Source organism: Coriobacteriia bacterium (assembly GCA_034370385.1).
Lineage (GTDB): Bacteria > Actinomycetota > Coriobacteriia > Anaerosomatales > PHET01 > JAXMKZ01.
This window is the reverse complement of sequence record JAXMKZ010000041.1, coordinates 1-25,291: the sequence shown is the minus strand read 5'-3', so window position 1 is coordinate 25,291 and position 25,291 is coordinate 1. Positions and strand designations below refer to the sequence as shown.

23 protein-coding genes, 2 tRNA genes and 1 riboswitch are annotated in these 25,291 nt (G+C 66.3%); of the genes, 8 read left to right on the top strand and 17 right to left on the bottom strand.

Features of this window, described 5'->3' with window-relative positions; genetic code table 11:
• Position 1: 1 nt before the first annotated feature.
• The 3 genes from U1E26_08330 to U1E26_08320 form a co-directional block, all read right to left on the bottom strand.
• Complete coding sequence (locus U1E26_08330) at positions 2-706, bottom strand: ABC transporter permease (GenBank protein ID MDZ4169647.1); 705 nt, start codon at positions 704-706, stop codon at positions 2-4.
• Positions 707-791: 85 nt separating this feature from the next.
• Entirely contained in the window at positions 792-2,018 is a 1,227-nt protein-coding gene (locus U1E26_08325; GenBank protein ID MDZ4169646.1) for a substrate-binding domain-containing protein, read from the bottom strand.
• Positions 2,005-2,135: riboswitch (molybdenum cofactor riboswitch) on the bottom strand. It overlaps the preceding gene by 14 nt.
• Positions 2,136-2,166: 31 nt before the next feature.
• Complete coding sequence (locus U1E26_08320) at positions 2,167-2,748, bottom strand: hypothetical protein (protein ID MDZ4169645.1); 582 nt, start codon at positions 2,746-2,748, stop codon at positions 2,167-2,169.
• 129 nt (positions 2,749-2,877) lie between these two features.
• On the opposite strand from U1E26_08320, the gene U1E26_08315 reads away from it, so the two are divergent.
• Genes U1E26_08315 through U1E26_08305 form a run of 3 tightly spaced genes read left to right on the top strand, consistent with a single transcriptional unit; the run spans position 2,878 to position 5,679 of the window.
• Positions 2,878-4,602 carry a PQQ-binding-like beta-propeller repeat protein gene (locus U1E26_08315; protein MDZ4169644.1) on the top strand — a complete coding sequence of 575 codons (1,725 nt, stop codon included), beginning with the start codon at positions 2,878-2,880 and terminating at the stop codon, positions 4,600-4,602.
• Complete coding sequence (locus tag U1E26_08310; protein ID MDZ4169643.1) at positions 4,595-5,242, top strand: MotA/TolQ/ExbB proton channel family protein; 648 nt, start codon at positions 4,595-4,597, stop codon at positions 5,240-5,242. Before U1E26_08315 ends, U1E26_08310 begins: the two co-directional genes overlap by 8 nt.
• Positions 5,239-5,679, top strand: coding sequence for a DUF2149 domain-containing protein (locus U1E26_08305; GenBank protein MDZ4169642.1), 441 nt, complete (start codon positions 5,239-5,241; stop codon positions 5,677-5,679). Before U1E26_08310 ends, U1E26_08305 begins: the two co-directional genes overlap by 4 nt.
• 74 nt (positions 5,680-5,753) lie before the next feature.
• Here U1E26_08305 and U1E26_08300 read toward each other — a convergent pair.
• From U1E26_08300 to U1E26_08290, 3 genes are all read right to left on the bottom strand, one after another.
• A tRNA-Ser gene (locus U1E26_08300) sits at positions 5,754-5,846 on the bottom strand.
• Positions 5,847-5,932: 86 nt separating this feature from the next.
• The gene (locus U1E26_08295) at positions 5,933-6,685 is read right to left on the bottom strand and encodes a TPM domain-containing protein (protein MDZ4169641.1); all 753 of its coding nucleotides are present in this window, start codon (positions 6,683-6,685) and stop codon (positions 5,933-5,935) included.
• A 9-nt stretch (positions 6,686-6,694) separates the two neighbouring features.
• Positions 6,695-7,207 (bottom strand): LemA family protein, encoded by a 513-nt coding sequence (locus U1E26_08290; protein ID MDZ4169640.1) that lies wholly within the window; start codon positions 7,205-7,207, stop codon positions 6,695-6,697.
• Between the two features lie 208 nt (positions 7,208-7,415).
• Between U1E26_08290 and U1E26_08285 the strand changes: the two genes are divergently transcribed.
• Positions 7,416-9,746 (top strand): winged helix DNA-binding domain-containing protein, encoded by a 2,331-nt coding sequence (locus tag U1E26_08285; GenBank protein ID MDZ4169639.1) that lies wholly within the window; start codon positions 7,416-7,418, stop codon positions 9,744-9,746.
• 125 nt (positions 9,747-9,871) lie between these two features.
• Here U1E26_08285 and U1E26_08280 read toward each other — a convergent pair whose 3' ends face one another.
• The 5 genes from U1E26_08280 to U1E26_08260 all read right to left on the bottom strand — a co-directional run bounded on the left by U1E26_08280 (position 9,872) and on the right by U1E26_08260 (position 16,254).
• Positions 9,872-11,728, bottom strand: a complete 1,857-nt coding sequence (locus U1E26_08280) for a cation acetate symporter (protein MDZ4169638.1) — start codon at positions 11,726-11,728, stop codon at positions 9,872-9,874.
• A 2-nt stretch (positions 11,729-11,730) separates the two neighbouring features.
• Positions 11,731-12,117: a DUF485 domain-containing protein gene (locus U1E26_08275; GenBank protein ID MDZ4169637.1), complete on the bottom strand. Its 387-nt coding sequence runs from the start codon at positions 12,115-12,117 to the stop codon at positions 11,731-11,733.
• 22 nt (positions 12,118-12,139) lie between these two features.
• Complete coding sequence (locus tag U1E26_08270) at positions 12,140-12,634, bottom strand: universal stress protein (protein MDZ4169636.1); 495 nt, start codon at positions 12,632-12,634, stop codon at positions 12,140-12,142.
• Positions 12,635-12,840: 206 nt separating this feature from the next.
• Positions 12,841-14,265, bottom strand: coding sequence for a histidine kinase (locus tag U1E26_08265; protein ID MDZ4169635.1), 1,425 nt, complete (start codon positions 14,263-14,265; stop codon positions 12,841-12,843).
• A 3-nt stretch (positions 14,266-14,268) separates the two neighbouring features.
• The gene (locus U1E26_08260; protein ID MDZ4169634.1) at positions 14,269-16,254 is read right to left on the bottom strand and encodes a methyl-accepting chemotaxis protein; all 1,986 of its coding nucleotides are present in this window, start codon (positions 16,252-16,254) and stop codon (positions 14,269-14,271) included.
• Positions 16,255-16,371: 117 nt separating this feature from the next.
• Here U1E26_08260 and U1E26_08255 point away from each other — a divergent pair, with 117 nt between their 5' ends.
• From U1E26_08255 to ligD, 3 genes are read left to right on the top strand one after another with little or no spacing between them, the layout of a single operon-like run.
• Positions 16,372-16,800, top strand: coding sequence for a DUF2177 family protein (locus tag U1E26_08255; GenBank protein ID MDZ4169633.1), 429 nt, complete (start codon positions 16,372-16,374; stop codon positions 16,798-16,800).
• A 9-nt stretch (positions 16,801-16,809) separates the two neighbouring features.
• Entirely contained in the window at positions 16,810-17,622 is an 813-nt protein-coding gene (locus tag U1E26_08250; protein ID MDZ4169632.1) for a Ku protein, read from the top strand.
• 35 nt (positions 17,623-17,657) lie between these two features.
• Positions 17,658-20,174, top strand: coding sequence for a DNA ligase D (ligD, locus tag U1E26_08245; GenBank protein MDZ4169631.1), 2,517 nt, complete (start codon positions 17,658-17,660; stop codon positions 20,172-20,174).
• A gap of 27 nt (positions 20,175-20,201) precedes the next feature.
• On the opposite strand, the gene U1E26_08240 is transcribed toward ligD, so the two are convergent.
• The 6 genes from U1E26_08240 to U1E26_08215 all read right to left on the bottom strand — a co-directional run bounded on the left by U1E26_08240 (position 20,202) and on the right by U1E26_08215 (position 24,842).
• Entirely contained in the window at positions 20,202-20,432 is a 231-nt protein-coding gene (locus tag U1E26_08240; protein ID MDZ4169630.1) for a hypothetical protein, read from the bottom strand.
• On the bottom strand, positions 20,425-20,919 hold the full coding sequence (locus U1E26_08235) for a hypothetical protein (protein ID MDZ4169629.1): 495 nt from the start codon (positions 20,917-20,919) through the stop codon (positions 20,425-20,427). Before U1E26_08235 ends, U1E26_08240 begins: the two co-directional genes overlap by 8 nt.
• A 191-nt stretch (positions 20,920-21,110) precedes the next feature.
• Positions 21,111-22,979, bottom strand: a complete 1,869-nt coding sequence (locus U1E26_08230; protein ID MDZ4169628.1) for a DUF2207 domain-containing protein — start codon at positions 22,977-22,979, stop codon at positions 21,111-21,113.
• Entirely contained in the window at positions 22,976-23,458 is a 483-nt protein-coding gene (gene tadA / locus U1E26_08225) for a tRNA adenosine(34) deaminase TadA (GenBank protein MDZ4169627.1), read from the bottom strand. Before tadA ends, U1E26_08230 begins: the two co-directional genes overlap by 4 nt.
• Positions 23,459-23,511: 53 nt before the next feature.
• Entirely contained in the window at positions 23,512-24,393 is an 882-nt protein-coding gene (locus tag U1E26_08220) for an SDR family oxidoreductase (protein MDZ4169626.1), read from the bottom strand.
• Complete coding sequence (locus tag U1E26_08215; protein MDZ4169625.1) at positions 24,390-24,842, bottom strand: MarR family transcriptional regulator; 453 nt, start codon at positions 24,840-24,842, stop codon at positions 24,390-24,392. The genes U1E26_08220 and U1E26_08215 overlap by 4 nt, the downstream gene beginning before the upstream one ends.
• Before the next feature lie 139 nt (positions 24,843-24,981).
• Here U1E26_08215 and U1E26_08210 point away from each other — a divergent pair.
• Positions 24,982-25,071: transfer RNA gene (locus U1E26_08210), tRNA-Ser, on the top strand.
• Positions 25,072-25,291: the final 220 nt, after the last annotated feature.

Sequence of the window (25,291 nt, the reverse complement as noted above, 5' to 3'; positions counted from 1 at the left end):
GTCATGCTCCGTGCTTCGTGCTCGTGCTCTGTACGCTCGTAAGCACTATGTTGACCATGAGCGCGATACCCATGAGCACCATGGCCCAGGCCATCGCCTGAGAGTTCTCGCCCCGGCGCACGTTCGCCATGATCGCCGTTGTCATGACGTCGGTGTACCCCTCGATGCCTCCGCCGACGATCGAGACGGCGCCGACCTCCGAGATGATGGCGCCGAAGCCGGCCACGATCGAGACCATCACGCCTCCGCGTGCCTCACGGAGGATGGCGGCACCCTCCTGGAGGCGGGACGCTCCGAGCGCCCGCAGCTGCAAACGCAGGTCTCGCGAGACACCGGAAACGGCCGCCGCCGTGACCCCCAGGATCAGGGGTGTGGCGAGAATGACCTGGGCGATGATCATGCCCAGCGGGGTGAACAGGAGATTCAAGGGGCCCAGAGGGCCCGATCGCGAGAGTGCGATGTAGACGAACAGGCCGATCACGACCGGCGGGAACCCCATGGCGGTGTTCACCAGAAGCACGATGATTCCCCGACCCGCATGCCGACTCATGCCCAGCGCGTATCCCAAAGGGATGCCAATCAGCGCCGCGAGCGCCACAGCGGAGCCCGAAACGATCAGCGAGAGGCGAATGACCTCCCACACGGTCTGGTTGCCGTTGGTCAGTAGCGAGAAAGCATCGGCGATCGCCGTTGCGTACACGTTCATGCGTCTTCCGATCGCTTGGGCGGGTCAGATTCCCCCGGCCGTTGCCGCAGCGGCCGGGGGAATCGTACCGTGAAGACGCGTGCGACTACCAGGAACCCTGATTCGGGATGAAGAGGGCCTGGCCGTACGTGGAGACACCGTAGGTCCGGATGATCTCTTGGGCCTTGGGCGTGCGGATCCACTGGCTGAAGTCCTGCGCACCCTCCCAGTTGCGAGCGCCGCCGACCTCGATGACGCTGTACTGGTTGAAGTAGTTGGCGTCACCCTCGTTGACGATCTTGAGGTTTTTGGTCAGGCCGAGTGCCTTGGCGTTGAGCCACGTGCCGCGGTCCGACAGGGTGTACCCGCCACTAGCGCCGTCGTTGGATGCAGCGAGCGCCTGGGCCATGCCCATGGTGCCCGACGCCTTGTACCACGGCATGAACACCGTAGTGGCGGTCGTCGAAGCGGCCGCATCGATCTGCGGGCTGTCGATCAGCGCCCAGATTTCCTTCTCCTTTGTGTTGGTGCCCGACTTGTCGTTGCGGGACCAGAAGGTCGAGGAGGTGCCTGCGATCTTGCCGAACGCCGAAGTGGCGGTCTCACTCGTCTCGCAGGCCGCGGGGTTCGCCGTCGGGCCGACGAGAACGTAGTCGTTGTACATGACCTTATAGCGGGACTTGCCGCGATATGCCGACGCCTTGCCGTCAACGAGGCCATTCATGAATGCGACCTCTTGCGAAGGGCTGTGGGTGAGCAGAACGTCCGCGTCACCCGTGCCACCCAGAGCGATTGCCGCGCCCGTGCCGACGAACTGCGCTTTGATCGTGTACTCGGGGCAGTCGTTCAGGAACATCGGCTTCAAGGCCTCGAACAGGCCGGAGTCCCGCGTCGAGGTCGTCGAGGACAAGAAGACCTCGGTCTTCGTGCTCGGACCCTTCTTGACCGTCATCGACACGGTTCGCGAGTACTTGGGCGGCGTGGCGTTGTAACGAACGCGGAAATAGAACTTGCCGGCCAGCTTCGGCGTATAGCGGATACTGTAGCGACCCAATGAGCTGAGCGTAGTGTCCTTGGACGTCGCCGAAGACCAGTACGCGCGTCCCGGCTTCCTGACCTGGACGGTTACGGTCTTGCCCCTGTAGGCCTTGCCCATCGAGCCGCTGATCGTCACAGGTTTCGCCGTCGCCTGAAGCGAAGTGCTCAGCGCGATCGTCGGTGCCGGCACAGCCGCCCCTGCGACTGCCGGCGCCACGAGCGCGGCGACCATGATCGCGAAGACGAAGGCCGCCACCACCCTGGTGCTGAATCTGGTACCCATTCCCTGGCGCATGCGTGCTCCTTTCCATAGTGGGAGGTCGGAGGGTTTCCCTGCCCGACCCTGTCGTCCCGGGAGCCGTTGCGAGCGCCTGCCGCGGTAGGCTCGCCGGGATCGGAGTCATCAGACAGGCGCTGCGGCGCCTGTCGTGTTGCCACTGCTACTACTTCACCGGCACCATGCTCGCGGCCATCGCCTCGAGCGCTCCGAAGTCCGTTCCCGAGAGCTCACAGAGCGTGCCCTCGTCAACAAACACGATCATCTTCGGGGTGGTGGTGTCTGAGGGATCCTGATGCGCGACGTCGGCCTGCTCTGTGCCCCACGCGACGCGACCCACTGAGACCACCTCGTAGTCACGCATGACCGCGCTACCCTGAGTGAAGGTGACGGCGTCATCGTCGCCATTGGAGAAGAGCGCGTCGCAGACGAGACCCGACTTCGGCTCGAACTCGACGACGTCGACGGATTCGACCCGGTAGCCTTCCGGCAACTCCTTCGGCCACCACGCGCCTTTGCCGTAGTTGACCGCGAACGAGCCGACCTTCTCAGGCCACGGTCCGACGGGGGCGGACTGCGCACTCAGCGTCGCTTCGACCGCCTTCGCACCGACCTCGCCGTCGACCTCGACGACATTGGGCTGATCGATGTCCTGGCACCCGGCAAGCGCAAGCGCGCACACGAGGGCGATGACGGACAGCACCGCGAATGCGGTGCGGAGGGGAGACTTGTGAAATGCGGGTCGCACGACTGTTCGACTCCCTGCCGGTGAACACGAACGCCCGCATTGCGCGCGAGCGAGGTATCATCCTAAGTCATGACTAAGGGTAACAACATACTACCCTCCCGAGCCCATCTCTGCACGACGGCGATGTGGGTGGTTCTCTGCGCGCTGATTGTCGCTCCGTCGCTTGGAGCACCGACGTCGGCATCCGCGGTGGCCGCAGGGCCTCGCAACTACACCTTCTACAACCCGAACCCACGTTTCAGTGGCACGTGGACCGACCTCACTGAGGCCCGGGTCGGGGGCGCTCGCACGCTCAGCCTCACTCGGCGTGAGATCTGGTCCCACACCTTGGGTGGCGGCGCGACACCGCGTTCCGTCGTCCGGCTCGCTTCAGGAGCCACGTTGATTGCCGACGAGGCCGGGCGACGCGTCGTCGAGCTGGACGCATCCGGGCGCATCACCTGGAGCTTCAGCGATGAAGATGAGTCCTCGCTCAAGGGTCCCGTCAGCGCGTTCCCCGGCGTCAGCGGCACCGTGGTGATCGCGGATTCCGCAGGCCGTCAGGTGCTCGAAGTCGGTCGTGACAAGCAGGTCGTCTGGAGCTACAGCTCTTCCGACGACCCCTCTCTTCGCGCGCCCCAGTCCGCACGCCCGGTGCCAGGCACAAACGACATCCTGATTTCGGACGCGGGCACCGGCCGCGTCGTACAGGTCTCGCGTGCGAAGACTCCCGTCTGGTCCTCGGGGGTTGCCCAGCAGCCACGCTCCGCCGCACGTCTCGCCAACGGCGAGACGCTGATCGTCGACGAGGCGCGACACCGGGTGCTCGCCGTCGGCTCCGGTGGAGGCGCAGTCGCTTGGCAGTTCGGGGTCGACGGTCAGAAGGGCTCCGGCTCCTCGCATCTGGACTCGCCGACAGCGGCGGAACGACTGGATGACGGTTCGACCCTCATCGCAGACTCCGGCAACGGACGCGTCCTTCGGGTCGCCGCGCATGGCAACGTGCTCGACGTGTACGGCAGCGGCATGAACGGCTCCCCCGAATCCGTGAGAGCCGACGGCGGCATCTGGCCAACCGCGGAGGGCGTACTCATGGCCGATGCGAACAGCGGTCAGATCACGGAGACGGGCTACGTCCCAAGCGGCACCTACGAGACCGGGGACCTCGATCTGGGCGTCCCCGGCGTCAACAAGTGGGTCACCGAGATTCTGCCCTCCATCGACCTGCCGAACGGAACGGCCGCCCGCGTCTACTACTCGCTCAATGGTGGCGAATGGCAGCGAGCCGGCAGCGGAGACGACTTCTACATCGAGGACTCTAGGCCCGCGGGCTTCATGCGAATGCGCGTCGACCTCTCGACTGAAGATCTTGGCATCTCACCTGTGATTAAGAAGCTCAATGCGGCGTTCTATCTCGCGGAACCACCGGTCTATCGGCCGAAGCCTAAGCCAAAGCCCGGAAGCGGCTCCGGGGACACGACTCCTAGCGCCACAACCAGCGGGACCCCAGGGGGATCCTCGACCGGCGGCACTGGCGGCGTGGCACTGGGGACCGGAACCGGCGCAGGTACCGGGATCGGCGGCATCTCGATCGGTGACGGAGCACCGAAGAGCGCCGAGGTGGTGGCTGTCAACGTCACCGAGGCTGAGGCGAACGACCTGCTCTCAGGCTACGTGCTGGATGAGAAGACCCTCAGCAAGGAGCCGACAGGAGGAGGTGGCGGGGCGCTCGTCGATCCTGCGGGCCTCATTGCCGCCGCACTCATCCTGTCGTTCGCCTACGGCATGGGTGTCTCTTCGCCGATCACGCGAACGGCATTCGAAGCCGCAACTCGTCCGATTCGACGTATCGTTCTAGGGAGTCTCAATGGGTGACATGTTCGGGCGCGTCGGGCACTACCTCGCGCAACCACAAGACATCATCTACTCCGTGGCCTCCGCGCTGTTGTACCCAGTGCTCTTCTTCGAGGTGCTGGCGCTGCTGTACGTGGCGTTTCACACGGGAGTGCTGACGGTAGAGGCGATCAGCCGCCGCCGCGCCCGCAGGCTGCTCGATGTGGAGGGAGCCGCCGGTGAACTCGCCGAGGCTGGCGCCACAAGCGACCCGAAGAAGGCCGCTGACGCGCTGCGGCATTTCGACTACGGCCCCGTCGTTGGCCCGGCCGCTCGCTCGCTCATCGCGCAGGGCCTCTCACGGATTCGAACCTTGAAGATCCTGGGCGACGCCGAACGCACCGCGATCCGGCGACTCGACAAGACGCGCATATTCATCCGTCTGGGTCCGATACTCGGCCTGATGGGAACACTCATCCCCATCAGCCCCGCCCTCGTGGCCCTCGCCAAGGGTGACACCGAGACGCTGTCCGCAAACCTGGTCGTCGCGTTCTCGACGACGGTCGTAGGCCTGCTCATCGGCGCAATCGGGTACCTTACGGCGCTTGCCCGCGAGCGGATGTACGCGCAGGATCTTGCGGACCTTGAGTACGTCCTCGAGCACGTGGGAGCGCGGCGATGACCGAGGACCCGCGGCGCATCCCCGATTCGGCATGCTTCCTCTCCTCAGGCGAGGAGACTTCGTTCATGCGTTCGCGGTCCGGCTTCGCCGATGATGCGGGCGATCCGATGGAGTCCACTGGCAACCTCTTCGACGTGGCGATTCTCATCGGCGTCGGCTTCATGATCTTCGCGCTCTCAAGCTTCGGCCTTCAGGATCTGCTGTCCGACGAGGACATCACCATCGTGAAGAACCCCGGCACCGCGGAGATGGAGATCATCATCAAGGACGATGGCGAGGTGAAGACCCTGAAGCGCACCGAGCAGCAGGCGCAGGGCGAGGGTCAGGCCGTCGGCACCGTGTACCGTCTTGAGGACGGTCGCATGGTCTGGATTCCTGAGGGCGGCACACCCGCAGATGCGGTACCGGCGACCCCTGAAGCGCCGACCGAGCCATAGACGCCGACCCGGGGTGCGCTCGGAATACGACGGACGCCGCACCCTGTAGGGGCACGGCGTCCGTTTCACATCTCTGGCGGAGAGCCAGGGATTCGAACCCTGGGTACGCTTCAAAGGCGCACACACGATTTCCAGTCGTGCTCCTTCAACCACTCGGACAGCTCTCCGTTGGGCGCGTGAGCGCAAGCGGGAGTATACCTGCGCGGCTGGCCTGTGGGCAACGGGCTCCTCGGCGCGGAGCGCTCGGTCGCCCCTACCAGCCGCGACTCGCTCCTCCGCCTCCGGAGCCTCCACCGCCGAAGCCGCCTCCCGAGCCTCCACTCGAGCCACCGCCGAAACCTCCTGAACCACCGAAACTGCTCGGCCCCCCGAAGCCGCCCGACGAGCCGCCTCCAGGTGGTCCCGGCTTGATCCATCCTTTCGCCGTGGCGAGGACGAAGAATCCCACGATCCCTCCGAGCACAAGCACGATGATGAAGACGATCATCCAGTCGCCGCTTGCGGAGTCACCAGGAACGTCAACGGCGCCAGCCTCGTACTCGGCCGCGACGTAGGACGCCAGCCGAGCGTGCCCCGCTTCGATGCCGCCTGCCAGGTCTCCCTCACTGAAGCGCGGCAGCACGTCCTCATCGATGAGCGCGCCCGCGCGTCCATCGGGGATGGCGCCCTCGAGCCCGTATCCGACCTCGATGCGCACCTTCTTCTCCACCGGCGCGACCATCAGCAGCACGCCGTTGTCGAGCTTCTCCGAGCCGACACCGAGCTCGTCGAAGCGCGCCTCGGCGACTTCTTCGATCGTGCGGCCGTCAAGCGACTTCACCGTCACGACCGCGATCTCGGCACCGGGCGTCGAGGACTCGATGCGCGCGGACAGTGCCTCGATGCGCGCTTCGATGTCAGGCGGGATCACGTTGGCCTCGTCCAGCACGTACTCCGCGAATGCCATCTGAGGCAACGCGAACAGCGCCGCGGTCAGCGCCGCGACGGCGAACAGTCGCCGCACCATCGCTATCGCCTACTTGCCGAAATCGACTTGAGGCGTCTGCGCTTCGGCATCCGTGATCTCGAAGTAGTCCGCCAGCGCGAAGCCGAACATCGGGGCGATGACGTTGGTCGGGAAGGTGCGCACCTTCACGTTGTAGACCTTCACCACGTCGTTGTAGTCCTTGCGGGCCACGGCGATGCGGTTCTCAGTTCCGGACAGCTCGTCCATGAGCCGGATGAACGTCTGGTCGCTCTTGAGATTCGGGTACGCCTCGACAACCACCAGAAGGCGACCCAATGCGCTCGTGAGCGCCGCGTCCGCCTCGGCGGCCTCGGCCGGGGTGCCGGCGCCGGAGAGTGCCGCGCGCGCGGCGGTGATCTGGCCGATGATTTCCTTCTCCTGGGCCGCGAAGCCCTTGACCGTCTCGACGAGGTTGGGGATGAGATCCGCACGGCGCTTGAGCTGGTTTTCGATCTGCGCCCACTGGGTCTTCACTTCTTGATCCTGCTGGACCAGTCCGTTGTACATGCCGATGAGCCACATCGCGAGTACCACTACCGTAGCGATGACGGCGATGAGCGTGCCTTTCTTGCCCACGTGACGACTCCCTCCCCGGATGACCGCTCTCCCCTTCGAGTGCAGCGTACAAAGAGTATATCGGCGCGGCGGCCGTAGTGCCCAACTGCGTTCTTGCTCCATACGCGCACCTGTCGCCGCGCAAAACCGCCCCACGCGGGGCTATCATGTGACCATGTGCTCGACCACGAACTCCGCAGTCTCAGCCCTCGTCAGCGCAGGCGTGCTTCCCGCCGATCCGCTGCCATGGATCATGGGCTCCGGCGAACCGATCGCGACGTGGCTCGTCCTCACGGAAGTCCTGGGGCGAGACGCTGGCGACCCGTCAGTAGTGGCGGCGCGCCTTCAGGTGGTCGGGGATCCCGCCGTGCGCACTCTGATCGCCGAGCTTCCGGCATGGGGATCCTCCGGGTCAGTCTCGGATCACCACAACCCGCTGTTCGCACCCAACCGGCTAGGGCTGCTCGCCGACCTCGGAGTTCGAGCGGGCGACGACGACAGTCTGGACGCCCTGCTCGACGCGATGCTTTCGAGCCGGGACCGGCACGGCCGCTTCGTGATACCGGAGTCACTGGCCGCCCGGCCCAAGCCCGAGCGCGGCGCTGTCACCTGCGATTCGAACGCCATTCTCGATGTGGCGTTGCGGCTGGGCCGGTCAAACGATGCCCGGGTCACCGCAGCGCTCAAGCGGCTGGCCGGCGACTCGTCAGAGTCTCCGCAGGGTCGCGGGTGGCGCTGCCTGCCGGAGAAGCGGCCGCTGATCGACTTCACCGTCCGGCGCACCGATGCCTGCCCGCAAGTGACCCTCGAGGCCGCCCGCGCGTTGGCGCACGTTCCGGCAGACCAGCGCCCTGCCTGGGCCTCCGATGCCGCGCGGACGCTGCTTGCCTTCTGGCGTCTGCGCGCCGAAGAACGGCCCTACGACTTCGGGCACGGCTACCAGTTCAAGACGGTGAAATGGCCGTCGTTCTGGTACGACGCCCTTGCCGTGCTCGATGTTGTGTCGCGCTTCCCCGAGGTCTGGGATGGCGGCGCCGATGACGACGCCGACGCTATCGCCACTGCCCAGATCGCCGCCGCGCTCGTCAGCCACAACGTCGGCGCGGACGGCCGCGTCTCGCCCGTGCGCACACACTGCGGCTTCGGGCGCTTCAGCTTCGGGCGGCGCGGCGAGCCCTCGCCCTATGCGACCGCTCGCGTGCTCGCGGTACTCGCTCGCCTCGCTCCGCTCGCGGGCCGTATCGCCGCCGTCGATGTCGCCGCGCTGCCGAGCTCACGCCCCCTCGGCGCCCGCCCCGATGAGGCCGCACGCTCGACCGCTTGCCCGGTGCCGCGGACACGCAGCTACGACCCCGCCCGTGTCCTACCGCGCGTGCTGACCCGACAGCACCTCAACACGCCGTGGGAGCCGGCGAGCATCGAATCGCTCGCGGGCGACATCGTGGGCTTCACCGCCGCCGATCCCGCGACGCCGTACCTGTCACTCGCCGCGCGCCTGCCGAACTTCGAGCCTGCGGCGCTCGACCGTGCACTCGACGAGCGCGGATCCCTCGTCCGGATCAGGTGCATGCGCGGCGTCCTCTACGCGGTGCGGCGCGACCTGGTGCCGATCGTCCACGCCGCCAGCACGCGACAGGTGACGCGCTTCGCCAGGGACTTCGTGAAATCGCGGGGTATCGTCTCTTCCGACTACGAGCGAATCGCCGCGCAGGTGCTGGACGCCACGGCCGAGAAGCCCCTCACAACGGCAGAGCTGCGCGAGAGGCTGCGGCCCAACGTCGACCTAGCCGCGGTGGTCACACTCATGTGCGCCGAGGCGTCACTTGCTCGATGCGCGCCCCGAGACGGGCGCTTCGGACGTGTGCAGACGTTCGCGCCCTTCGCTCAGGTGTTTCCCGACATCGCACTGGGACGCATCAGTGAGGACGACGCGCGAGCTGAACTGCTGCGCGCCTATGTCCGCGGGTTCGGTCCCGTGAGCGCGCGCGATGCCGCGTGGTGGACGGGAATGGACCTCAAGCGCGTGCGGCGCGCGTTCAATGCGCTCGAAGACGAGCTGACCGAGATCACCCTGCGAGGACACGAGGGCACGTGGCTCATGCACGTGGCTGACGCTGAGGAGCTGGAGCGCGCCTCTTTGACCGACGGTTCCGCAGTAGCGCTCCTGCCGACACTCGACCCGCTGATCCTGAGCTACACCGACCGCTCGCGCTTCCTCGACGACGCCGCGCGGCCCTATGTGTTCGATGCCGCACGCCACGTCACGTCCGTCGTGCTCGTGAACGGCCGCATCGCAGGCATCTGGGACGTGCTGACGTGCTCGGAGCCTGAGGTGCTGGTGCACCTGTTCGCCGAGGCGAGCGTCGACACTCGCGACCGCGTCGCCAGTGAAGCAGCGCATCTCGGATCGATGCGGTGCGGGCGCACGGTCCGGACAAGGTTCGTCGACTCGATGGTCCCGCTCTCCGAGCGTCCCATCGGCGCCTACACCCACCCGTTGCGCTGAGGCCCTGGTGACGCGCAGGTCCCCGACCAGGGTGGGTGGTCGGGGACCTGCGGTCGGCTTAGCCGCCGAGAGAAGGCGGCTGAAGCCCGGGGTGCTTACGAGGACACCCCGGGCGAAACCGCGTGCTACACGGGGCTTACCTTGCCGGACTCGACGTCACGCTCGTGACGCTCGCTGGCAGTACCGTGGATGCGCATCCAGATCTCGTCGATGTTGTCGGGCACCTTGCCGTCGATCTTGCTCACGATGATGATCGTGAACAGCGCAAGCGGGAAGGTGAAGATGACCGGGAAGGTCAACGCCCCGAGAAAGCCGAGCAGACCGGTCGCAGGAATGACCTTCAGCTGCATGAGGATGTTCATGAAGATGATCAGGATCGAGCTGGACAGGCCGACGAACATGCCGGCCAGCGCGCCCTTCTCGGTCGTGCCCTTCCACCAGACGCCGGTCACAAGCACCGGCACGAAGGCCGATGCGCCGACCGCAAACGCCCAGGTCACCATCATGGCGATCAAGGCCGGGTACGCCTTGTCCAGACCGGAGGCCGGAATGGCCAGACCGACACCAAGCGCGATCAGGGCGAAGCTGACGACCGATATCTTGGCCACAGCAACCCTCTTGGCCTCAGTCGCGTTCTTGTCCACGTACTTCTCATATACATCGTGGCCGACTGCGGACGCCGCAGCAATCAGCAGCCCACCGATGGTCGAGAACATCGCGGCGAACGCGCCTGCGGTCACGATGCCCATCAGCCAGTCGCCGCCCAGCAGCAGGCCCACCGTGGGCATCAGCTGATCGGCCTTGACCAAGACTCCGTCGACCAGCGGCGCGGTCGCGTTGTAGGTGCCGTTGGCTGCGGCATCGCCGATGATGCTCCGACTGGCAAGCCCGACGATCGGCGAGATGATGTAGAAGATGCCGATGAAGACGAGCACCCAGAAGGTGGAACGGCGGGCGGCCTTGCCTGACGGGTTGGTGTAGTACCGGTTCAAGATGTGCGGCAGGCCAGCCGTACCCAGGACCAACGCAAGCACCATAGAGAACTGGTCGAGCGGGTTGTAGCGGTGGCCTGGCTCGTTGAACAACATGGTGCGCAACTTGTGGAGCTTGTTGGCCTGACCAAGCAGGACGTCGACCTTGGCGGTCTCGTCACCTGCCGCGATGACCTCCTCGACCCCGGCGAACGCCTCGGGGCTCATGGTCGCCTTCGCGTTGTCATAGACGGTCTTGGGCTGGCCGGTCTCCTCGTTGATGACCGGTTCACCTGTCGCAGGATCCTTGATGGGGGCGACGAGCTCAGCGACGGTCATCGTCTTGGCGCCGGTGAGCTTTGACTCACTCTGCTTCGCGAGCTCGCCCGGATAGCTGAAGCCACTGCCGAAGGCGAAGATCGTAACCAGAGTCATCGCGAACATGAGCCACCAGAACTGGAACACCTGGTTCAGGGTGGTTCCCTTCATGCCGCCGACCGCGACGTAGAACATCATGATCGCGGCAACCACGACGACGCCCGTGGTGTACGGGTCCATACCGAACATGCCGGCGCCGACGAGCACCTGCCACGTTGAACCCGCTCCGAACATCTGCGGAGCCATATAGAACAGCGACACGAGCAGTACCGCAAGCACCGTCAGCAGACGCATCCGGCTGGTGCCGAAGCGCCCGAACGCGAAGTCAGCGACGGTGTACTCACCGAAACGCCTGAGCGGCGAGGCGATGAACAGCACGACCACCATGAAGCCGCCCGCGAAGCCTGCGGCGTACCACACACCGTCGAGCCCCGAGGCGTAGACGGCGGCTGCAACACCTAGGAACGAGGCGGCCGACAGGTAGTCGCCCGAGATCGCTGACGCGTTCGTGAACGTGCCGACCTTGCGTCCCGCGAGATAGAAGTCGGCCGTGGTGCGGGTGAAACGCCTCGAGAAGATGGACAGTCCGATGGTGAAGAGGATGAGCGCGATAACGAGACCCACTGCGACCATATTCACGATGCATCACCGCCCCTCATCAGCTTGGCTTCGGCCGCATCGGCCATGTCGTTGATCTTGTCGTCGAGCTTGTCCGCCTGCACCGAGTACGTCCACGCCATGCCCCACAGGAACACGAAGTAGAGCAGCGAGACGAACAGGTAGTTGGGAGTGAAGCCGCCCCAGATGGTCGTGGCGTACCAGCTCTCAATCCACACCGATCCCGCCGGAATGGCCAGCGTGACGGCAAAGAAGACGGCGCCGTAGGTGAAACTCAGTCTGCGCTGGACCTTGAAGACCTCGTCGACGGTCTCGAGCGTGTCAACGTGGGTCCCTACCCGCATGATCACTTTGCCGCCGAGAGTCTCGACGCGGCCCTTCTCAGAAGTTATGCCCTTGCTCATTTCACACCTCCTTGGGTTCTCGTCAGTCGATCTTGACGACGAAGACGGGAATGGAAGAGGCGCGAATGACGGTCTCAGAGATGCTGCCCATGCCCAGGCGCTTGAGACCGGTTCGGCCGGTGTCACCAAGGACGATGAGATCTGCGCCCATCTCCTCGGCGGTCTTGACGATGCGCTTCGCGACGCCGCCGTGGATGATCTTGATCTCCACGGGGATATCGTTGCGCTCACACATGACCTTGGCTATGCCGAGGCCCTTGACCGACGGGTGGGCACCTTCCCACACGTCATCTGCTTCGCTCTCTTCGGGGAGCTGCAGGCTCTCTGCCCCATCATCGACAAAGATCGCCTTGATGGTGGCGTTGAAGGTCTTGGCGAGTGTGACCGCGTACTGGGTCGCCATGACCGCAGGCTCGGAACCATCGGTAGCGAGAAGGATCTTATCGACGTCGAGACACACCTCGTCGATCTCACCCATCTTCACTTGCTCAGCAGCTCCTTTGATGCAGACCTTCATCTCGTTCACCTCCTTGTGCACATTGCACGTAGACCGGACAGGCCGACACGTGGACTCTAGGCGCGTGCGGAGGCGAGCGGGAGGAAGTACCTGCCAGCGGTGAGAGAGCGTCGGCATTCGGCAGCATCAGGCGGGTGAGCGGCGCGCGGCCTGCGTGCGCTCACCGTCAGCGGCGTAAGAAGCGCTGGTGAGCGGCGAATTCGGGGCTACTGACCCGCCGGACTGCCGGCGGCCGGCTGCGCGCAGGGCACCTGGCTAGCGGCGAGCGGCGCGATTTCGAGGGTGACCGTCGTTCCGACACCCGAATCACTCGTGATGGTGAACGCACCGCCCTCGCCGAAGTACCCCTTGAGACGGTCCCTGACGTTGCGCAAAGCGATACCCAGACCGGTGCTGGCGGAGGTCTCGAAGATGTGCGCCAAGCGCTCCGGCGGAATGCCGATGCCGTCGTCGGCCACCGCCAGACGGAGCACGCCACCCGTGCACGCCCCGGTGATGCGCACGGTGAGGGTGGACCCGTCAGGTCTCATGCCGTGACCGATCGCGTTCTCCACGAGCGGCTGCACCATGAATGCCGGCAGCGACTGAGCCAGCGCTTCGTCGTCAACGTCGTACTCGATCGCGAGACGATCACCGAAGCGCGCCTGCTCCAGTTCAAGGTACATGCGCACGAACTCAAGCTCCCGCTCGACGGTGACGAGGTTGTTGGCCTGCTCGAGCGTTCGGCGGTAGAAGGAGCCGAAGTTCCGCAGCAGACGTCGGGCCTCAATCGGGTCGGTACGGATGAACGCGGCGATGGTGTTGATGGTGTTGAACAGGAAGTGCGGGTTGATCTGCGCCTGTAGTGCTTTGAGTTCCATCTCGCGCGCCAGATCGGTCTGGTACTCAAGCTCGGCCAGCTCCAACTGCGTGGAGAGCAGCCGCGCAAGCCCCTCTGCCATCGCCAGCTGGGTCTCGTTCAGGTACTTGTCGGAGGTGTAGTAGAACTTCAGCGTGCCGACGGGCCTGTCTCGCTGCTCAAGCGGCACGACGATCGCCGCGCGTAGCCGACAGGTCGGCTCGGGGCAGCCGATCTCTTCCTTGGTGTGCAGGATCCGCGGCTCGTCGTCACTAAGCGCCTCGTGCGTCGCGCGGGTGATGATGGGGCCTCCGACGTGGTGGTGCTCCTCTCCCACTCCGGCAAACCCCAAGACGGTGTCAGCATCGGTGATGGCCACGGCAGCCGATGCGCTTTCGGCCAAGACGATGCGACAGACCTCGCCGGCGGATTCCGGGTTCAGGCCGTGGCTCAGAAACGGAAGCGACTCGTTCGCGATCTTGAGCATCCGGTCGGACTGGAGCGCCCGCACGTGATCGGGCCGCGACATCATCCGGCGATACACTCCGGAGAACGAGACCGCCACCAACCCGAGCACCGCCGCCTCGACGACCAGGTTCGTCACGCCGGCGAGCGTCCCCCAGATGGCCGCGGTGCCCAGCGCGATGACCAGAACGAGCATAAGAATGTCGGCCCAGTTCTGCCGACGTACCGACGGCAGTCCGCCGCCGAGGACGAGCATCCTGTCTTCGATGTCCTCGGGCAGCGGCAGCGTGATTCCCCTCGAAGCGTTCGCGGCGGCACGGGCCGCCACCCGTCAGTCGGTCTTGAAGCCCTGAAGCCCACCTGCAAGCTTGCTTGCCTCGGTCTTGACCGACGCCGCGGACTGCGCCAGCTGCTGCGCGGACGCGGCGTTACTCGTCACGCCCGCAGATACTTGCTGCATCACGTCCACGATCTGACGCGCGGCGGACTGCTGCTGCGAAGCGGCTGTAGCGATCTCGCGGGCGGCAAGGGCGGTCTTGTGCATGCGCTCGTAGATCTCATCGAACTTGTCGCGGGTGCGTCCTGTCTCGGCTACCGTGCTGGAGCCGAGCTCCGCCTGCGCCTCAGCGCTCGCCGCCAGTTCGCGGCTCGCGTCTTGGATGCTTTGGACGAGCGCCCCGATGCGACCGATGGACGTGGATACCGAATCGGCCAGGGTGCGAATCTCTGTCGCGACCACGCCGAACCCCTTGCCCGCCTCGCCCGCGCGCGCCGCTTCGATCGCCGCATTCAGCGCGAGAATCTTGGTCTGTTCGGCGATCGAGCCGATGACGAAGGTGACCTGCCCGATATCTTCAGCCACCGCATTCAAGCTGCCCGCCGCGGAGAGCACGACCTGCGCGCCGCCTGCGAGTCGCTCGACATGCCCAAGTCCACCCTCGACCGCCTCACGGCCGCTCTCGGCCGTCTCGAGCGAGTCCTCCGCGATCTCGAGCACCCGCCGTGCGCCGTCCGCAACCGCCGCAAAGGATCGATCCAACTCCTCGATCGTCGCCGTGGCCTCGGCAACCGATGATGCCTGCGACGTTGCGCTTTCAGCCTCGAGATTGGACGACTGTGCGATCTGTGTGGCGACCGAATCCAGACTGGTGACCGACGAACTGACGCTGCCGATGAGCCCTCGCAGGCTGATCGTCATCTTGTTGAACGCGGCTCCCGTGATACGGGCCTCGAGGAAGCCCTTCTCGGGGACCTGTACAGTCAGGTCGCCTGACGCCACCTGATTCGCCGCGGTACCAACGGCCACGACCGGTCGCGCGAGCGCGTTCGATATGAACCAGGCGAAGAGCACTGCCACAACCACGCCGAAGAGCACTACCATGCCCATGGCCCACGAGAAGGCGTTCGACGCCGCGTCGTACGGCGTCTTGTCCAATCCCACGAAGAGCATGCCGACCACCGCATCGTCAGGATCGATGAGCGGCTCGTAGGCGGCGAAGTAGTCGCGGTTCACCACGAACGCCTCACCGCGGAAGGGCTTTCCCGTCTCCAACACGGCGGCTCGGACCTTGTCGGAGATGACCGTGCCGACAGCTCGCTCGCCAGCATCGTTCTGCACGGTGGTCGCCACTCGGACGCCATTCTGGAACACCGTGGCCACACCGCCGACCTTGTTCACCACGGAGTCCACCAGGGCGTTGTCGCCCTTGAGAAGTTCGATGCCCACGAGGGTACCGACGGAACCCGTGTCTGTGGCGACGGGGGCCAAGGCCACGAGCGCGAGTGCGCCATCTGCCTCGGTCGGCACGACCGTGCCGCCGTCGGTCTCCTTCGCCTCGATGTCGAGCCCGCTTGTCGCGCCGAGGGACTGCAGCTCGCGCGCCGGGACGATGGCGACGAACGCCTGCGGATCGCGGGAGCTGCGCAAACGCTCTACCGCACCCCACCCCAGTCGACGGGCCTCAAGCCCCTCCGTCGACGCGCGCACGGTGCCCTGCCGGTCGACGAACATCAGGTAGTCGAAGCCCAAGGTCGCCGACTGACGGCCGAGCTCATCTGATATCTCAGCATCGGACTGAAGCTTCGCGTCACGGAACAACCGGGCGATGGAGCCCACCTGGTCGCCTCGATCCTGAAGCCGATCATCAAACGAGGACCTCATCACCGTGGCGTGGGTCTCGAGCGTGCTCTGCGCCTGCTCGCCCGTGGCGCTCCTGAACCACGGAGTGGCCACGAACATCGCGACGGAGAGCGGGATGAGCGCCGAAATGACGTAGCTGATCATAAGGCGCTGCCTGAGGGTGATATCGCGCTTCACTTGTTGGTCCCTCCCCCGGTGCCGGTCCGCACTGAGGATTCTACCACCGCGCGTGTCAATGGCTCCCGTAGGGAATCTACCTGACAGAACGACCGCACCCGACCCACGGAGGAGCCCATGCCCACCGGAAAGCTCATCGCGCTCTACGGAATCACCACAGCTGTCTTCTTCGCTATTGACTTCGTCTGGCTCACGGTAGCCACGCCGCGCATCTACCAGCCGATGCTGGGCACCGCACCCGACGGGCTGCTCAAGGCGCAACCGAACCTGCCGGTAGCCGCAGCGTTCTACCTCTTCTACGTCGTCGGCATCCTCGCGCTGGCCGTCATTCCCGGGCTTCGGGAGGGAGCCGTGCTCGGCGCGGTGTGGCGTGGCGCTCTGTTCGGGTTGCTCGCGTACGCGACCTACGATCTCACGAACCTAGCGACGATAGACGGTTGGCCCTGGCAGATCTCCGTGATCGACATGGTGTGGGGAACGGTTCTGAACTCGGCGGTCGCCGCCGCCGGCTTCTACGCCGGCCGCTGGCTCGGCTTGGGCGGGTAGGGGTCGCTCATGCCGCGCTCGATCTGGAGGGGCACGATCTCATTTGGCCTCGTCACGATTCCCGTCTCGGTGATGCCTGCCGTCGCCACCAACGACATCGCCTTTCACCTCCTCGACAGCCGAGATCTGTCGCCCATCCACACCAAGCGCGTGAACGAGGCCGGCGAGGAGGTGGCGTGGGAGCTGATCGTCAAGGGGCGTGAGGTCGGCGACGGGCGCTGGATCACGGTGACCGACGACGAGATCAAAGCGGCCAACGTGGCCGCGACGCAGACGATCGACGTGCTCGGCGCGGTGTGCGCAGACGAGGTGCCGCTCTCCTACTTCGACACCCCCTACCATCTGACGCCCGACAAGCCGGGCATCAAGGCCTACGCGCTCCTGCGTGAGGCCCTGCGCGCATCGGGCCGCATCGCCATCGCCCAGGTCGTGATTCGCAGCCGCCAGCACCTCTGCGCGCTGGTGCCGCAGGGCGACCTGCTCGTGCTCGAGCTGCTGCGCTACCCGCGCGACCTGCGTGCCGCCGACGACCTTGCCGTACCCGGCTCCGACTTGGAAGCGCTGGGCATCACCGAGGCCGAGCTTGAACTCGCGAACCAGCTGGTAGCCACGATCCAAGGGCCGTGGGCGCCCGAAACATACCGCGACACCTTCCGCGAGGAGGTTCTCGCGCTCATCGAACGCAAGGCGGCAGGCGAAGCGGTCACCCCGACGGCTCCGCAGCCACCCGCAGCAGTGGCTCCCGTGATAGACATCGCCGAGCTGCTCAAGCGCAGCGTCGAGGAGGCGCGCCGGGCCAAGACCGCGGGTGAGGCGTCGTGAGCCGCCTATCCCCGCCCACGGGGAGCTGAAGCCGGTTGCCGCTTGAGGAGTATCAGGCCAAGCGCGACTTCGCTCGCACGCCCGAACCGGTCGGCGGTTCTCCGTCGGCTGATGCGCTGCGCTTCGTCATCCAGCAGCACCACGCGTCGCGGATGCACTGGGACTTCCGCCTTGAGCTGGACGGGGTCTTGCTGTCGTGGGCGGTGCCGAAGGGCCCATCTCTGGACCCCGCCGACAAGCGGCTGGCCGTGCGCGTCGAGGACCACCCCTTGGACTACGCGGACTTCGAGGGCACGATTCCCGCCGGCGAGTACGGAGGCGGGAGCGTCATCGTCTGGGACTCCGGCACCTGGGAGCCGCTCGGTGACCCCCACGCGACGATGGCGAAGGGGGACTTCAAGTTCCATCTCAACGGCACGAAGCTCGTGGGAGGGTGGGTACTCGTCCGGCTCAAACCACGCGGCAACGAACGTGGCGAGAACTGGCTGCTGATAAAGGAACGCGACGAGCACGTCGTGCGCTCAAGCGAGTTCGACGTCGTGCGCGATCGCCCCGAGAGCATCGTGAGCGGCCTGACGGTTGACGAGGTCGGCGCGGCGCCGGCACCGACTGCGGTCGCCACGCCGGAACCGGTTGAGGCCACCGAGGAGCGCGCGCCCGCGGGGGCCCTCGAACCGCCCGAGCTCGCGCTGTGCACGCTGGTGAGTGCCCCACCCACCGAGCCGGGTTGGCTGGCCGAGGTCAAGTACGACGGATACCGGCTCACGATCGCCGTGGAAGGCGGACGCGCCCGCTGCTTCTCGCGCAACGGCGCCGATGTCACGAAGCGGTTCGCCGGGCTGGGCCGGGCGGCGGCCGCACTGCCGGCCGAGACCGCGCTGCTTGACGGCGAGGCGGTCGTCTTCGACGAGCGCGGTGCCACCGATTTCTCTGCGCTGCAGGGCGCTATCGCCAGCGACCAGGCGCGCATCTCCTTTGCCGCTTTCGACCTGCTCCACCTCAACGGGCACGACATCACCGGGCTTCCCACGACAGAGCGCAAAGCGCTCCTGACCACGCTTGTGGGCGACGAAGCGGGACCCGTGCGCGTGGCCCCCTACGTGTCAGATGGGGCAGCCGCCTTCCATGAGATCGCGTGCGCGCAGGGGCTCGAGGGCGCGGTCTACAAGCGTGCTGACTCCGGCTACCCTGCGGGGCGCACCAAGACATGGCTCAAGGTGAAGTGCCGTCAGCAGCAGGAGTTCGTGGTCGTGGGCGTGAGCGAACCGGCGGCGGGGCGGACCGGTTTCGGGGCCGTGCTCGTCGCCGTACAGGGCGACGACGGTGTTCTGCGGTTCGCAGGACGCGTGGGGAGCGGCTTCACCGAGGCGCTGCAAGCCGAGCTGCTGGGGCAGCTCGAGCCGCTCGTGCGCGCAACGCCGCCGCTTGATGACGCACCCGCGACAGCCGATGGGCGCGCGGTGCGCTGGGTCGAACCCCGCGTGGTCGTCGAAGTCGCCTTTGCGGAGTGGACGTCTGAAGGACGCCTCAGGCAGCCGTCGTTCAAGGGCATGCTCCCCGAGGCGAATCCCCATGAGGTTCGTCGGCGGGAACCCGAGCGTCCCGCGCTCGAGTCCGAGCCGACGCCGGCCGCGGCACCGCCTTCGTCCGGAAACACGGTGGCCGGCATCCGCATCACGCACCCGGACAAGACCTTGTTTCCCGACAGCGGCTTCTCGAAGGTCGAGTTCGCGCGCTACTTCGAGACCGTCGCGCCGCTCATGCTCACCGAGACGGCGGAACGCCCCCTCACGCTGGTCCGCTGCCCGGTGGGCGACGGCTCCAAGTGCTTCTACCAGCGCCATCCGGACAAGGGGCTGCCCGCAGCAGTCGGGCGCTTCACGCACGCGCTGGCGGAGCACGACGACGATGAGGAGTGGCTCGTTGTCCGCGATGCCGCGGGCCTCGTATCACTGGCCCAGATGGGCGTTGCCGAGGTCCACACGTGGCTGTCATCGGTCGACACCCCTTCCCGGCCCGACATCATCGTCTTGGACCTCGACCCGGGCCCCGGGGTGACCTGGCCCGCCATCGCGGATGCCGCCCGGCTGTTCCGCGAGCACGCAGCGGCCCTGGGCTTCGAACCCCATGTGAAGTCCACCGGTAGCAAGGGGCTCCACATCGTGTTGCCGATTGAGCCGGTGTGGGAGTTCGTGCGCATCCGCGCCTTCGCGCGGGCCTTCGCCGAGCGCGTCTGTGCGCTCGACCCCGACCGCCTCACCCCGAAGATGGCCAAGAACAGACGCGACGGGCGGATCTTCGTCGACTACCTGCGCAACTCAGAAGGTGCGAGTGTGGTGGCGCCGTACTCGACGCGGTTCCTGGCAGGGCCGAGCGTGGCGGTGCCGTTGGCGTGGGAGGAACTCGACGAACCCGCGCTCGACATCCGGGCCTTCACGCCGGAGGTGGTGCTCGCGCGGATGGAGGAGGGCATCGACCCGTGGCGCGGCCTTCGGGATGCGGCGGTCGGTGCGCGCGTGCTCAAAGCTGCTGAGGCCGAGCTGAGCGGGTAGCACCAGCGGCCGGATGGGCCCTCGTGACTACGCGAGCTGGCGGACCTTCTGTGCGGCGGCCGTCGCCATGTCCTGACCGACCACCAGACGCAACGCGTTGATGAGGTTGTCGGCGATGGGTTCGAGATCGGAACGCTCGATGGTATCGGGCGACTTGCCCAGGCGCTTGCTCTCCACGTCTACCGACACCGTGGCCAGAACGGTGCCGATGACCGGACGAAGCGTTTCCTCTATGCGCTGTGCGAGCAGGTTAGCCACGCCCCACGTCCCCGTCACTATCCGCTGGTGACTCCTCGGTCGCGGTGCCGGTCACTTCTCGGTCAAGCAGTTGAGAACCGGTCATCGCCTTCATGAAGCTGGTGAGTCCGTGCCGCACGCTGGCAAAGTAGAGCGCCAGTAGCGCCATGGCCACGATGACGAGTACTTCGGAGGCGAGCTGAACCTGCGCCATAGTCACCATCGGAACGAAGTTCAGCACCCACTCAGCCAACGCCGATGAGGCCAGACACAGCGTCGCCAGCACCACATACCTGAGTTTCTCGGCGATTGCCCCGCCAGCCGCCGCCTTTCCCAGCTTTCTCGCCTCAAGCAGGAGCAGCGCCGCGATGAGCAGCCCGACCAGGCTGATGCCAAGGCGAATGAGCGAGTCGACGGACGTCGGCAGGGACTCCACGGCGTACGCGGGGGCCGGCGCCAGGAGCGCAGCGAACGCGGCTACAAGGAGCCATCTCGGCGCCCGGCTCATCGTGAGTACCTCCTTCGCGCACGGCCGTGGTCGTGGGGCAACGAGCCCGTTGCTTCGTGATGTGCCCCCGCACATAGCTCAAGCATGTGTTTCGTTCGAATCCGAATGACATGATACCCCGCACGAGCTGCCGTGGGGCCGAGATTGCACCGGAGTGACCTGGGTCACACACGGGTCGAGGGACAGCGCGCTCAGTCGGCGCCACCGCCACCCCCGCCGCCGCCTCCGCCGCCGCCTCCGGAGAACCCGCCGCCGCCTCCGGATGACGAGGACATCTCACTGGAGGCCACCTGCGAAGCACTCACAAACGACGACGAGATAGAGCCCACCGGAGAGTGGCCGTAGCCACCGGCCGAGTAGGCCCACCAGTACGTCGTCTGGAAGCCGGGGTCGCGCACGACCTCAGGCAGCTTCACGCGCAGCTGCTCGATGACCTGCTCGGCGATGCCAAACACGACCGCAAGCACGAGAAACCGGTTCCAAAGAACCACCGACTGTGGCGGAGCCTCGGAGAGCCGGGAGAAGTCGCGCAGGTAGTTGCGGACACCCTCGTATCGGCGGTAGAGGTCGTTGCCCTCCGTGGTCCGGCGATTCATCTTCACGGCGAGCGGAACCATCGCGATGGCACATACCGCGGGCACGAGCAGTGCCCACCAAGCGCCGGAGACCACGGCCGCTGCGACGGCTACGGCGCCGACGATGGCAATCGCCACCCAGGTACCAATCTGCCAGCCGGCTGCGTCGGCGTCGAAGTACCCCGCCGCCGTGGCCGCTCCCGAGGCTGATGCCTTCCACTCCTTCACTTGGTTCGTGAAGGTCTCCGGTTTGGCCTTGGCGTAGGTCTTGAGCTCTGTGAGCGCCACCTGTGTGCGCCCGCTGCCTACGACATCGAAGATCAGCCACAGCGCCCCCACGTCGATGGCATCGAGCCCGACCGCCTTCTCGGGCACCCTCGTGAGCAGGAACGTGTCCTCCTTGCCCCCGAACACGCCCGCGAGCCCGGTCTTGTCGACGGTGATCGGGGCCATCTGGATGATGCCCCGGTCCGCCAGATTCATGAGCGTCGCGGCGATGTCCTCATCTTTCACGGTGCCAAACCGCCACAGCGCCCCGATCACCGCCGGGTGCAGGTGCGGCGCCGGGTCCTCGCGGAAATAGTCACCCTGGAAGTCAGACGGATGCTCTCGGCCATGCCGGTTGAACTGAACGACGAAGAAGGCGAGCACCCCTATGCCGAAAATCGCTGCAAATCCTGAGCACCCCCACGTCTGGACGCGAGCGGCGACGCGCGCGCTGTTGGCCTCATCAGCCCGCGAGCCCTCTTCGTCGAGCACCTGCTGAAGTCGCGGCTCCTCGATGAGGGGCGCCGCGGGCAGAGCCTCAACCGGATAGAGCACGCGCGCTTCCACGAACGTGGTCGCGGGCACGTCGTCAACCTGCAACGTCACCGTGCCGTCGTCTCCGATAGCCACCACGCCCGTGAGCGGGCCGTGCGCCCAGGCCTTGACCTGATCCTTCGTCAGCGGCGCGGGCGGCGTGATCGCCGCCTCGAAGCTACCGGCGGGAACCTCCCACCCGTCGCCTAGGAACTGCCAGTACAGCTCGCCGGTATCGGTCCACCGCTTCGCGGCCCCCTTGGCGACGTACTCGAGCACGAACTCCCGCGTCGAGTCAGCCGCATCGTGGAAGACGTGCACTTCGACCGCGCTGCCGGTGTCACGCACCAGGTACGTGCCCGGCACCCGCAGCGTGCGGTCGTCGATGCCCGCGGAATCGCCCGTGGGCGAGTATGCGCCGGCCGCGTCTCCCACTGAGACGACCTCGATGCCGCTCGAGCCCCCGGTGCCCAAGATCCAGTACACGCGCGAGTAGTCGCCGTTGAACGTCATCGCCCGGCGCTCCACGACGCGCAGGTCGCCGTTGTCGAGCACCTGCGCAGCGATGTTGACGGTGTCGACCGAGTAGTCCTTGGCCAGCGCGGCGGCTGGGCCGAGAGCGCCGATGCCCACGATGAGGCCAAGCACCACTCCTACGAGCGCGATTCTCGTTCGCAATATCACGACTTCTCCTCCCTCAGCCGCCTGAAGAACGCGCGCAGCATCTCGGCCGACTCCGCCTCGAGGACACCCGTAGTCACCTCGAACCGATGGTTCAGCCGCGTATCATCGTGTAGATCGTACAGCGTGCCGAGGGCACCGGCCTTCGGGTCGGGTGCCGCGTACACGCAGCGAGCGATGCGCGCCTGATGCATGAGCCCCGCACACATCGGGCACGGCTCAAGGGTCACGTAGACGGTGCAGTCCGACAAGCGCCAGCGGCCGAGTTTCGACGCTGCCTCGCGGATGGCGAGGAGCTCCGCGTGCCCGGCGGGGTCATGGTCGATCTCGCGCCGGTTGCACGCCCCGGCCACGACGGCACCGTCGCACACGACGACCGCGCCGATCGGCACCTCGCCGATGGCCTCGGCCGCGCGCGCCTGCTCAAGCGCCATGGCCATGTAGGTCTTGTCGGAGTTCTCCACGCTTGGCCCCCGTGCCATCGCCCTCGATCCTCGCCCTCGGGTTCGAGTCTAGCGCGCCCACAGCTCCGGGGCTATGCGCTTGCCGGGACCGCGCTTGCCGGCGAACCGAACAGTGCCGCGTTGTCCCGGGCGAACTGCTCGAATGTGATGGCCGGACGACCGATGAGGCGGGGCAGCTCCTGCGTGACGGTCCCGGCCATCCCGAGCTTGGCGACGAGGTAGATGCCGCGCATGACGGTGATGAAGTCTCGGGGGTGGCCGGCTGCCGCCATGTGGCGAGCGAACTGGGCCCCGCTCGGCGCCGTGTAGCGGATCTCGCGGCCCGTGACCTGGCTCAAGATGCGCGCGGCGTCCTGGTAGGTGATGGCCTCTCGCCCGGTGACCGCGTAGCCCCGGTTAAGGTGGCCATTCTCGCTCAACACAACGGCCACGGCCTCGGCGATGTCGCGCACGTCGATCAGACTGGTTCTGCCGTTGCCGGCAGGCACGCTGATGACACCGTGGTCGCGGATGTCGGCCAAGTGGGTCGTCGAGAGGTTCTGCATGTAGAAGCCGGGTCGGATCATCGTCCAGCCGAGCCCGCTTCCTTTGAGTCGCTTCTCTATTCCATGGTGCGGCACGATGGGGTTGCGCTCCACTCCCAACAACGACAAGAACACGACGTGCCCGACGCGCGCTTCATGCATCGCTGACAGGAACGGCTCGAACGCCGCAGCCTTGGCCATGTGCGGCGGACGGACGAGAAAGACCCGGTCGACACCCGCAAGTGCGGGCCCAAACGTCGCGGGATCAGTGAAGTCGAATGCGCACGTGTCGATGCCGTGAGCTGCAAACGGCAGCGACGATGCCGTCCGCGTGGCGGCCCGTACGCGCTGGCCGCGCGCGACGAGCTGCTTCACGACCTCGTTACCCACGTTCCCACTGGCTCCGGTGACCAGCACGATTCCGTTCATCGGACACCCTTCATCTCGGGCGACGCCTCGAGGGCATCGCCTGCCTCGGCCAGGAGTGCGGCCAGCTCGCTCACGCGCTGGGCGCCGACCACGCCAACCAGCGCGCACGTCACCCGAGCGGCAGCATCTTCGATATCGGCCAGCGCCGCAGTCGCGCGTGGACTCGGGGCGAGCAGGTGAGAACGGCTGTCCCCCGGGTTCGGCGTGACTTCGAGCCACGCGTCGCGCTCCAGCCGACGAACGAGCCCGGTCATGGTGGGCCGATCCATCCCGAGGCGTCCCGCCACCGCGCTGGGCGTGGACACTCCTGGCGCATGGACCACCGACAGCAGAACGGCGGCCTGCTGCGGCGTGAGTCCGGTGGGACTCAGGTTGTCGGCCATGCGCGCACGCATGAGTCGAGCGAAGCGGTTGGCGAGGTAGCCGACGTCGGTGGGTTCAGGTCGCACGATCAACTCCCGGTGTCATCCATCGGGGCCCTCATCGGACCCGACATGTAGTTAGTGTACTAACTTTTCTTGGGGGTCGCAACCCTCTGGTGCACCGAAGCCTGATGCGCGTGATATCCTGCCCTCGCCGCGCGAGCACGGAGGGGTGGCAGAGTGGTTGAATGCCCTGGTCTTGAAAACCAGTAGGCCCGCAAGGGTCTCGTGGGTTCGAATCCCACCCCCTCCGCCACGCGGGCCAGCTGCCGACCTACTCGCGGGCGATTCCCGATGCCATGACACGACGAAGCCCCCGCTCCTCAGCGGGGGCTTCAGACTGCTGACAAACCCCCGTCGGTCTCCGGGTCGACGGGGGTTTGCGGTCTTCTGGGGCGGAATCGAGGAGGTTGCGGGCAATTCGCGGGCGCAGCGCTTCGGCGGAGAGGCCCCTTTCGGCCCTCAGGTGAGCGCGA